This is a genomic window from Inquilinus sp., from assembly GCF_057815775.1.
In genome coordinates this window covers 1-7207 of record NZ_JBYRFX010000598.1, presented here as the reverse complement: position 1 = coordinate 7207, position 7207 = coordinate 1, and the positions used below count along the sequence as shown (strand labels likewise).

General features: G+C 68.7%; 6 protein-coding genes and 2 pseudogenes. 1 reads left to right on the top strand and 7 read right to left on the bottom strand.

Annotation, left to right across the window (positions count from 1 at the left end; genetic code table 11):
• From AC3XYG_RS20995 to AC3XYG_RS20975, 5 genes and pseudogenes are all read right to left on the bottom strand, one after another.
• Window positions 1–222: pseudogene (locus tag AC3XYG_RS20995) on the bottom strand (hypothetical protein); the annotation flags it as partial.
• Between the two features lie 50 nt (window positions 223–272).
• Entirely contained in the window at window positions 273–1253 is a 981-nt protein-coding gene (locus tag AC3XYG_RS20990; RefSeq protein ID WP_489141815.1) for an ABC transporter permease, read from the bottom strand.
• On the bottom strand, window positions 1250–2236 hold the full coding sequence (locus AC3XYG_RS20985; RefSeq protein ID WP_489141814.1) for an ABC transporter permease: 987 nt from the start codon (window positions 2234–2236) through the stop codon (window positions 1250–1252). Before AC3XYG_RS20985 ends, AC3XYG_RS20990 begins: the two co-directional genes overlap by 4 nt.
• Window positions 2233–2508 carry a hypothetical protein gene (locus AC3XYG_RS20980; protein ID WP_489141816.1) on the bottom strand — a complete coding sequence of 92 codons (276 nt, stop codon included), beginning with the start codon at window positions 2506–2508 and terminating at the stop codon, window positions 2233–2235. The genes AC3XYG_RS20985 and AC3XYG_RS20980 overlap by 4 nt, the downstream gene beginning before the upstream one ends.
• A 21-nt stretch (window positions 2509–2529) precedes the next feature.
• Window positions 2530–3722 (bottom strand): annotated as a pseudogene (locus AC3XYG_RS20975) (sugar ABC transporter ATP-binding protein); the annotation flags it as partial.
• A gap of 529 nt (window positions 3723–4251) precedes the next feature.
• Between AC3XYG_RS20975 and AC3XYG_RS20970 the strand changes: the two are divergent.
• Complete coding sequence (locus AC3XYG_RS20970; protein ID WP_489141813.1) at window positions 4252–5370, top strand: lipase family protein; 1119 nt, start codon at window positions 4252–4254, stop codon at window positions 5368–5370.
• Between the two features lie 152 nt (window positions 5371–5522).
• Here the strand turns inward: AC3XYG_RS20970 and AC3XYG_RS20965 are convergent, their stop codons facing one another.
• Complete coding sequence (locus tag AC3XYG_RS20965; RefSeq protein ID WP_489141812.1) at window positions 5523–6500, bottom strand: L-carnitine dehydrogenase; 978 nt, start codon at window positions 6498–6500, stop codon at window positions 5523–5525.
• A partial coding sequence (gene cdhC / locus AC3XYG_RS20960) for a 3-dehydrocarnitine:acetyl-CoA trimethylamine transferase CdhC (RefSeq protein WP_489141811.1) occupies window positions 6490–7207 on the bottom strand: 718 nt, incomplete at its 5' end. The genes AC3XYG_RS20965 and cdhC, both read right to left, overlap by 11 nt.

The following is a 7207-nucleotide window of genomic DNA, read 5'->3' as shown; positions in this document are numbered from 1 at the left end:
CGGGATCTGCGAGGTCGCCTCCGGCGTCGCCGGAGCCACGGTGGTGAATTCGCAGCCCAGCTCCTTGCAGCCGTCTTCGAAGCCCTTGATGATGCTGTCGAAATACGGATTGCCGGTGTTCTTCGGGATGTAGACGATCTTCACGGGATCGGCCGCCAGGGCGGTGCCGGCGACCAGGCTGGCGGCGACGGCCAGGACGGTGTGCAATGTCTTCCGGGGCATGGTGTTCCTCCTTGTTTTAGCGATTTGGGTTTTGACGGTTCGTTATGGGGTCAGCGCCGCCGGGTCGCGTAGATGGCGTTGGAGGCGATGATCGACAGGATCAGGAGCAGGCCGAGCACGGTCAGCTGCGCCTCGATCGCGATGTTGGCCACGGTCATGCCGGTCTGGATGATCACCAGCAGCCATAGTGCCAGGAAGGTGCCGGCGATGGTGCCGCGGCCGCCGAAGATCGAGGTGCCACCCAGCATCACGATCAGCACCATCTGCAGCTCGCCGCCCGACGCCAGATCGTAGCGGACCGAGCCGAGGCGTGAGGCCATCATCTGCCCGGCCAGGGCCGAGACCACGCCGGAGGCGACGAACAGCAGCGTCTTGATCCGGTCGACCCGGATGCCGGCATGGCGGGCCGCCACCTCGCTGGTGCCGGTCTGGTAGATCTGGCGGCCGAACACGGTGCGGCCCAGCAGCAGGCCCAGCAGCAGCGCCAGCACCAGGAAGATGATCACCGGCACCGGCACGATGCCGACCTCGACGAAGTCGATGCCGACGAACCAGTCGGGGAAGCCGCCGATCGACCGGTCGCCGGCGAAGATCTGGGCGATGCCGCGATAGAGCGTCATGGTGCCGATGGTGACGATGATCGACGGCAGGCGCAGCCAGGTCACCAGCAGGGCGTTGAACCCGCCCATGGCCGCCCCGGCCAGGACGCCCAGCGCCATCGCCGCCGGCATCGGCACGCCCGACTTGGCGGCCAGGGCGAACAGGCAAGTGGACAGTGCCATCATCGCCGCGACCGACAGGTCGATCTCGCCGGAGATGACGATCATGGTCAGCACCAGGGCGACGATGCCGAACTCGATGTAGTAGGTCGCGCTTTCCAGCACGAAGCCGAGATCGGCGAAGAACGGCGACAGTTGCGTGCCGACGATTGCGGCGATCACCAGCAGCACGAAGGTCATCACCTCCGGCCGCAGCAAGGCGCGGCGCCAGGAGAAGGAGGTCGGCGGTCGTTCCATCGGCAACACCGTCATGCCCGCCCCCGGCGCCAGAGATGGCCGATGCCGCCTTCGCGCACCGAGCGGTCGATCACCAGCGCCAGCAGGATGATGGCGCCGTAGATCGCGTTCTGCCAGAAGCCGGAGATGCCGAGGATCGGCAGCGCCACGGTGACGGAGCCGAGCAGCAGCACTCCGAGCGTGGTGCCGGCGACGCTGCCGGTGCCGCCATTGATGCTGACCCCGCCGATCACCACGGCGGCGATCACCGTCAGCTCGAAGCCGACGCCGGTGATCCCCGGATTCACATAGCCGAAGCGCGCGGCATACAGCACGCCGGCCAGCCCGGCGCAGGCGCCGGACAAAGCGAAGACCGCGAGCGTCACCGGCACAACCCGGATGCCGCGCAGCCGCGCCGCCGGCGGGTTCGAGCCGATGGCGTAGATCTCGCGGCCGACACGCAGATGGCGCAGCGCCAGATGGGTGGCCAAGGCGACGCCGAGCGCGATCAGCACGATCCAGGGGATCTCAATCGGCGAGGTCTGGGCCATACGGATCAGCGGCGGCGGAATGTCGTTGGGGTCGACCTGCCGCCCGCCCGACAGGATGAACACCAGGCCGCGGAACAGGCTCATGGTGCCGAGGGTGACGATGATCGACGGCAGGCCGAACAGCGTGACGATGGCGCCGTTGACCAGGCCCAGCCCCGCGCCGATCGCCATCGCCAGCAGGAAGCCGAGCCAGATCGGGACGTCGGGGTGGTCGCGGAACACCATGCCGACGGCGATGGCCGCAAAGCCCAGCATCGAGCCGATCGACAGGTCGACATGGCGGGCGACGATCACCATCATCTGCCCCATCGCCGCGACCAGGATCAGCGGGATGGCCAGCAGGACGATGCGGAACGTCTCCCAGGTCAGGAAGCGCGGCTCGATCACGCCGACCACGGCATAGAACAGCACCAGCATCACCACGATGCCGGCCTCGCGCACCGCTAGCAGTCGGGTCAGGCCGGTCATGCCCCCGCCCCCACCCGCCGGCGCGGCACGGCAGCGGCCATGATCGCCTCCTGTGTCGCCTCGGCGCGCGAGAACTCCGCCGTCAGCCGGCCCTCGGACATCACCAGGATGCGGTCGCTGAGGGTCAGCAGCTCCGGCAGCTCCGACGAGATCAGCAGGATCGCCCGCCCATCCGCCGCCAGGGCGTTGATCATGTCGTAGAACTCCGCCTTCACGCCGATGTCGATGCCCCGGGTGGGCTCGTCCAGGATCAGGATCTCCGGGTCGGTCATCAGCCAGCGCGCCAGGATCGCCTTCTGCTGGTTGCCGCCAGCCGGATGCTGAGCTTTTCGATCGCGCGCCGCGCCGCCTCGCGCTCCGCTGCCGGGCGGATGATGCCGTGCCGCGCGATCTTGCCCGGCGCCGCGGCGGTGATGTTCTGGTCGACCGGCAGCGCCCGGAAGATGCCAGCGACGGCACGATCCTCCGGCACATAGGCGAGGCCGAGGCCGATCGCCCGGGCCGGGTCGGCGATCGTCACCTCCCGCCCCTTCACCCTGATGCGGCCGCGATCGGCCGGGGCGATGCCGAACAGCGCCCGGGCGACATCGGTGCGGCCGGCGCCGACCAGCCCGGCCATGCCCAGCACCTCGCCGCGCCGCAGCTGGAACCCGATGTCGGAGAAGCGGCCGGCGCGGCCCAGCCCCTCGACCTCCAGCGCGACTTCGCCGATCGCCGCCTTCTCCTTGTGCAGGAAGGCCTTCAGCGGCCGGCCGATCATCAGCCGGATGATCTCCTCATCGGGCAGATCGGCGGCCGAAGCGGTCGCCACCCGCTCGCCGTCGCGGAAGATGGTGACGCAGTCGCACAGCGCCCGCACCTCCTCCAGCCGGTGGCTGATGAAGACGACGGCACGGCCTTCGCTGCGCAGCCGGCGGACGATGGCGAACAGGGTCTCGACCTCGCGCGGGGTCAGGGGCGCCGTCGGCTCGTCCATCAGGATCAGCCGGCTGTCGGCAGCCAGGGCCCGCGCGATCTCGACCATCTGCTGGTCGGCGATCGACAGGCCGCCGGTCGGCCGCGACACGTCGATGGCGACGCCGAGGTCGTCCATCAGCCGGCGTGCCTCCGCCGCCATCTCGCGCCAGCGCACCCGGCCGAACGGCCCCCGCGAACCTTGGCCGCTGCCGGCACCGATGAACTGGTTCTCGGCCACGGAGAGATGCGGGAAGGAGATCGGTTCCTGGTGGATCAGGGTGATGCCCAGCCGCTGTGCCTCGAGCGGCGAGCCGATCTCGACTGGGCGGCCCTGCAGCAGCAGGCGCCCGGCGCTGGGCCGGTGCACCCCGGCCAGGATGCGGGCGAAGGTGGATTTGCCGGCGCCGTTCTCGCCCAAAAGGGCGTGGACCTCGCCGCCGGACAAGGCGAGGTCGATGCCGCGCAGCACCTCGACACCGGCGAAGGATTTCGAGATCCCTTCGGCTGATATGACCGGCACGGCCGGCATGCCGGCGGGCCGATCGGGCGAGGTCTCTTCGCGAGCGCTCACATCCCTCCCTTCGGCGCTCTTCCTCCGCGGATCACCCGCGGTCCTCGGCGCCTATTCATCAGACTGTTTGCCAGTCTTGGATGAAATCATGTGAACGTCAACATCCAGCGCGCATCGGACTGGCCATGGTCTCTCCGATCCAACCCCTGCTGGTTCACAGAGAGTCTATTAAAACGTTTACATGGCGGGGTGGATCGCGGACCGGCTGCGGTGCGGGCCGGCTTCCTCGGCGTCCCGATGACGATGGGCCCCAGGCTCAAGCGTCTGCGACTGGGCCGATTCGACATCATGCACCCGAGTGCCGCCGTGGCCGGCATCTGCCGGTGCAGGTGAAATGGTGCCCCGGGATCGGCGATGTGCTACAGTAAGGCCGTTGTTTATATTCAATTTTATTATTTATCGAGGATTTGATTATGCTGATATTCCGCACTGCCGGTCTCCGGCATGAACCCTGCTGTGCGCGCCACCGCTGCCTGGAGGCGACGCCATGACCGACCTTCTGACCCCACAGGCCGCAGCCGCCGGCACGGGCAATGCCGCGAGCATCAGCCTGCTGCAGCTGTGCCAGATCTCCTATCTCGATCCCTCAACCATCTCCGGCAGCTTCCCGCTGGCCTGGCCGGCGGCGGGCGGCGGCAGCTGGTCGCTGGCCTGGGGGCCGGCGCAGGATCCGTCCGAGGCCAATCTGGCCTATGTCGCGGTCCGCAGCATCGGCGGCGGGCAGGCCCTGTCGGTGGCGGTCGTCGTCCGCGGCACGGACTGGGACGGGTCGCTGCTGGGGCTGTGGAACGAGATCGTCGAGGATCTCGGCGCCGACACCCAGCAGGCGCCGCCCTGGACCGCCCCGAGCGATGTCCTGATTTCCGCCGGCACCGCCGAGGCGCTGGCCCGGGTCATCGGCATGAGTTCGGGTGGGCAGTCCCTGGCGGGCTTCCTGGCCGGCTTCTACGGCAACACCGCCAACAGGCAGGTGCCGCTGCAGGTGACCGGGCACAGCCTGGGCGCCTGCATCGCCACCGTGCTGCCGCCCTGGCTGCAGGCGCAGCTGGGGCAGCAGGGCCTGTCCCCCGCCATCGTGCCAACCACCTATGCCGGGCCGACCGCCGGTAACCAGGCCTTTGCCAATGCCTTCCGCAGCGCCTTCCCGACCGCGACATGCTACCGGAACACGCTCGACCTCGTGCCCAAGGCGATGGCGGATTTGCTTGAGATCCCGCTGATCTATGCCGATGTCGGCCCGGACATCCTGCCGCCGGCCGTCATCACCAGCGCGGTCGTCGGCTACGATGCCTGGCTGGACTGGTGTGGCGTCTCCTACGCCGACATCCCGGGCAGCGTCTCGCTGCCGGGTGGCTGGCTGGCACCGGATGGCAATGATCCCCTCGGCCCCTGGGCCGACGAGGTGCTGCAGCAGCACCACACCACGACCTATATGGCCCTGCTCGGCGGCACCCCGGTGATCGATGACGAGGTCGCGGCCATGCAAAGCAGGCTGGCGACGGCAGTTCGTCGACCGGCGGCTGCGCGCATGGTGTCCGATGATCCGGCCTATGCCGCGCGTCTGAAGGCGTTCCTGGCTGCACGTGGGACCGGCGGCGCCCGCTGACCATAAAAAACGCCCGGCCGGATCAGGGCCGGCCGGGCGCAGTCAGGCGAACAGAAGGTCGAGGCGATGTGACAGGTCGCCCCGACCATCATCCCCGCGTCAGCGGGGATGCCCTATGGAGACCACTCTCGCGGTCCCCGATGTCGTCAGACTCAGGCCGTTTCCGGCCGAGGATCGTAGGTCGGGTGGCCGGTTTCCTGATCGGCCGCCTCCAGCGTCTTCAGGATCCGGATGATGCGTTCGTCGCGCCAGCGCTCGATCTTCTTGATCGGCCAGCCGCCGGCCTGCTCCTGCGTGCCTTCGACCATGCGGTCGATCAGGGTGTCGGTCAGCTTCGGCGCCACCAGCTTGGTCCAGGGCAGCTCCAGCGCCGGGCCGAACTGCTCCAGCATATGCCGCATGCCGCCTTCGCCGCCGGCGAGGTGATAGGTCAGGTTCGTGCCCATGAAGGCCCAGCGGATGCCGGCGCCGAAGCACACAGCCTCATCGATCTCCTTAGTGGTCGCGATGCCGTCGGCGACCAGGTGCAGCGCCTCGCGCCACAGCGCCTCCAGCAGCCGGTCGGCGATGTAGCCGTCGATCTCGTTGCGCACATGCAGCGGCTTCATGCCGAGCGAGGCGTAGAAGGCCGAGGCCGCCTTGATCGTCTCCGGCGCCGTCTGCTTGCCGCCGACCACCTCGACCAGCGGCAGCAGGTAGACCGGGTTGAACGGGTGGCCGATGACGATGCGCTCGGGGTGGCGCGCGCCCTCCTGGATCTCACTCGGCAGCAGGCCGGAGGAGGAGGAGCCGAGGATGACGTCGGCTGGCGCCGCGCCGGCCATGGCATGGTGCAGTTGGCGCTTCAGCTCGATCCGCTCCGGCGCACTCTCCTGCACGAAATCGGACTCTGCCGCCACCGCTTCGGCCGAGCCGAGCACCCGCAGCCGGTCCGGATCCGCGCCCTCGGCCAGGCCCATGCGGGTCAGGGCCGGCCAGGCATTGGTGATGGCATCGCGCAGCGCCGCCTCGCCGTTCGGCGACGGATCCCAGGCGACCACGTCCAGGCCGCGGGCCAGCGCCCGGGCCGCCCAGCCGCTGCCGATGACGCCGCCACCGACGACGCCGAAGGTCTTGATCTCACGCGGCATGGGCCTGGCCCCTTGTCTTCAGTCCGAGATGGGTGCGCGCTTCGGCCGGCGACATGACTGCCGAGCCCATCGCCTCAATGATCGTCCGCGCCCGTTCGACCAGGCTGCCGTTGGAGGCGAAGACGCCCTTGCCGAGATAGAGGTTGTCTTCCAGACCGACCCGGACATGGCCGCCCAGCAGCACGGCCTGGGCAACGAAGGGCAGCTGCAGCCGGCCGATGGCGAAGCCGGCCCAGATCGCGCCGTCCGGCAGCATGTCGCGCATCGCCATCATCATCCGCGGGTCGGGCGGCGTGCCCCAGGGAATGCCGAGGCAGAGCTGGAACAGCGGCGGCGCGTCCAGCAGCCCCTCCTCCACCATCCGCCGGGCGAACCAGAGATTGCCGGTATCGAAGATCTCGAGCTCGGGCTTCACGCCCAGTTCCTGAATGCGTTTTGCGCCCGCACGAAGTTGCGCGGGCGTCGAAACATAGATGGTGTCGCCGTCGCCGAAATTGAGCGTGCCGCAGTCGAGCGTGCAGATCTCCGGCAGCAACTCTTCCACGTGCACGAGGCGCGTCAATCCGCCGACGAGATCCGTGGCGGCGCCGAATTCCATCGGCGACTCGCCTGCGCCGATTTCCAGATCGCCGCCCATACCGGCCGTGAGGTTGATGATCACGTCCACGTCCGATGACCGGATGCGGTCCACGACTTCGCGATACAAC

Bases quoted from the DNA above. Each gene is read 5' to 3' on its own strand.
- AC3XYG_RS20970 (WP_489141813.1), top strand. From the start codon at position 4,252: ATGACCGACCTTCTGACCCCACAGGCCGCAGCCGCCGGCACGGGCAAT.
- AC3XYG_RS20985 (WP_489141814.1), bottom strand. From the start codon at position 2,236: ATGACCGGCCTGACCCGACTGCTAGCGGTGCGCGAGGCCGGCATCGTG.
- AC3XYG_RS20980 (WP_489141816.1), bottom strand. From the start codon at position 2,508: ATGACCGACCCGGAGATCCTGATCCTGGACGAGCCCACCCGGGGCATC.
- AC3XYG_RS20965 (WP_489141812.1), bottom strand. From the start codon at position 6,500: ATGCCGCGTGAGATCAAGACCTTCGGCGTCGTCGGTGGCGGCGTCATC.
- AC3XYG_RS20990 (WP_489141815.1), bottom strand. From the start codon at position 1,253: ATGACGGTGTTGCCGATGGAACGACCGCCGACCTCCTTCTCCTGGCGC.